General features: G+C 75.1%; 3 protein-coding genes. 2 read left to right on the top strand and 1 reads right to left on the bottom strand.

What is annotated here, in order from left to right; all coding sequences use genetic code 11:
* On the bottom strand, positions 1–975 hold a 975-nt coding region (locus HUW36_RS31305; RefSeq protein WP_174531374.1), incomplete at its 3' end, for a phosphatase PAP2 family protein.
* A 114-nt stretch (positions 976–1,089) separates the two neighbouring features.
* Between HUW36_RS31305 and HUW36_RS31300 the strand changes: the two genes are divergently transcribed.
* Positions 1,090–1,494 (top strand): thioesterase family protein, encoded by a 405-nt coding sequence (locus tag HUW36_RS31300; RefSeq protein ID WP_174531373.1) that lies wholly within the window; start codon positions 1,090–1,092, stop codon positions 1,492–1,494.
* The coding region (locus tag HUW36_RS31295) for an MBL fold metallo-hydrolase (RefSeq protein WP_174531372.1) at positions 1,491–2,255 on the top strand (765 nt) is incomplete at its 3' end. The genes HUW36_RS31300 and HUW36_RS31295, both read left to right, overlap by 4 nt.

The raw sequence follows: 2,255 nt of genomic DNA, 5'->3' as shown, positions 1-2,255 counted from the left end.
CGGCTCGCCGGCCTCGGCGCGGCGGGCCCGCCGCGCCGCCCACCAGCGCTCGGCCAGGCCGACGACCAGGAAGGTCATCCCCACGTACGCCCAGCCGACCAGCACGTCGATCAGGTAGTGCTCGCCGCTGTACATCAGGGTGAACGTCATGGCCAGCGGGTACGCCAGCATCAGCGGCCACCACCGCCTGCGCACCGAGCGGAGGAAGAACAGCACCACGAACAGCGCGAAGGCGGTGTGCAGCGACGGCATGGCGGCCACCGGGTTCGAGGCGATCTGCCCGGCGTTGAGCAGGTTGCCCGCGCCGTGCATGCCGATCTCCTTCCACCCCCGGGTGGAGATCCGCGCCACCTCGGTGAGCAGCCCGTTCTGCGCCGCCCACCACGGCGGCGCGGCCGGGTAGGCGAAGTAGGTGACCAGGCCGGCCGCGCAGAGGAAACCCCACCGCGACATGTACGCGATCCAGCGGCGCCGGTTGCGCATCCACAGCACGGCGGCCGCGGCGAGCGTGGCCACGAAGTGGGAGAAGTAGATCCAGCTCACCAGCACGTCCCACCAGCGCACCTGGTCGGGGTCGTAGAGGTGCTGCTGGAGCCAGACGGTCGGCACCTCGCCACCGGTGGCCCACCCGGTCAGGAAGCGGTCGGCGACGATCAGCTCCATCGCGTGCGGGGTGGCGCCGTTGTCGGCGAACCCGCGGGACAGGTTGTACGCGGCGAGCAGCAGCACGACCGGGATCCAGTCCCGGGCGAAGCGGAGGTGGCTGCGCCACGGCCGGGCCGAGTTCCAGGCGACGGTGCCGGCCCAGATCCACAGGAACGCGTACGCCGGGTCGGTGGGCAGGCCGATGGCGAGCCACGCGGCCACGAAGGCGATGCCCCAGACGGTCATCGCGATCACACGACGGCGCCCGCCGTCGGGGGACGCGGTCGGTCCGGCGGGGGCGGGGGGCGGGGGATCTGTCAGCACGGCCATCGCGGTCAAGGTTAACGGCGGGCCACCGGCGGGCCGACGCCGACCGTCGGAGGGCCGGCGCCACGGCGTCCGGACACCGGACGGCCCGGACCTCGCTGCACTAGGCTCGGCCGCATGCAGGAGCAGCCGGAGTCGCCGTTCGCGCCGGGCCTGACCGCCCGCGTCGAGCTGACCGTGACCGACGCCGACACCGCGCGGGCGCTGGGCTCCGGGGACGTGCCGGTGCTCGGTACCCCCCGGGTGCTGGCGCTGGCGGAGGCCGCCACGGTGGCGGCCCTGTCGGCCCGGATGCCGTCCGGGTCCACCACCGTCGGCGTCCGGGTCGAGCTGGAGCACCGCGCGGCCACCCCGGTCGGTCGGACCGTGTCCGCCCACGCCGAGCTGGTCAAGGTCGACGGTCGCCGGCTGGTCTTCGAGGTGACCGTGACCGACGGCCCCACGGTCGCCGCGCAGGGGCGCGTCGAGCGGGCGCTCGTCGACCGGCGGCGCTTCGTCGAGCGGGCCGCCGGCACGTCATGACCGTCCGCTTCGAGGAGATCGCCGCCGGCGTGCACCTGCTGCACGAGCCGCTGCTGCGGGTCAACGTGGTGCTGGTGGTAGGCGACGGCGCCGCGCTGCTGGTCGACACGCTCTCCACCGCCGGGCAGGCGAGCGAGCTGGCGGCGGCCGCCCGGGCGGTGACCCCGCACCCGTGGACGATCGTCAACACCCACCACCACTTCGACCACTGCTTCGGCAACGTCACCCTGGCCGCCGGGCCGGGCACCGAGGTGTACGCGCACGCCCGGGCGGTGGCGGTGCTACGCGACGGCCCCGACGCGCTGCGCCGGGCGGCGTACGAGGAGATGCGCGCCGAGCAACCGGCGCTGGCCGAGGAGCTGGCGCGTACCGAGCTGGCGACGCCGACGCACGCGGTGCACGAGGAGACGGTGCTGGACGTGGGCGGGCGGCGGGTGCTGCTGCGCCATCCCGGGCCCGGGCACACCGACGCCGACCTGGTGGTGCACGTGCCGGACGCGGACGTGCTGGTGGCCGGGGACCTGGTGGAGCAGAGCGGACCGCCGGCGTTCGAGGATTCGTACCCGTTGCGGTGGCCGGACGCGGTGGCCGACCTGTTGCGGCTGACCACGCCGGCCACGGTGGTGGTGCCGGGCCACGGCGAGCCGGTGGACGCGGAGTTCGTGCGCGCGCAGCACGCCCAGCTCGCGCGGCAGGCGTGGCTGATCCGGGCCGGACACACCGGCGGCGCCCCGCCGGAGCGGGTGGCGGCCGAGTCGCCG

The organism is Micromonospora maritima (assembly GCF_902825405.1).
In the GTDB taxonomy this organism is placed as follows: domain Bacteria; phylum Actinomycetota; class Actinomycetes; order Mycobacteriales; family Micromonosporaceae; genus Micromonospora; species Micromonospora maritima.
The sequence above is the reverse complement of the archived record's forward strand: the minus strand, read 5'-3'. Positions and strand labels throughout refer to the sequence as shown.

What these genes read in the sequence shown, in the direction of transcription:
- HUW36_RS31300 (WP_174531373.1), top strand. Translation starts at nt 1,090, where the DNA reads ATGCAGGAGCAGCCGGAGTCGCCGTTCGCGCCGGGCCTGACCGCCCGC.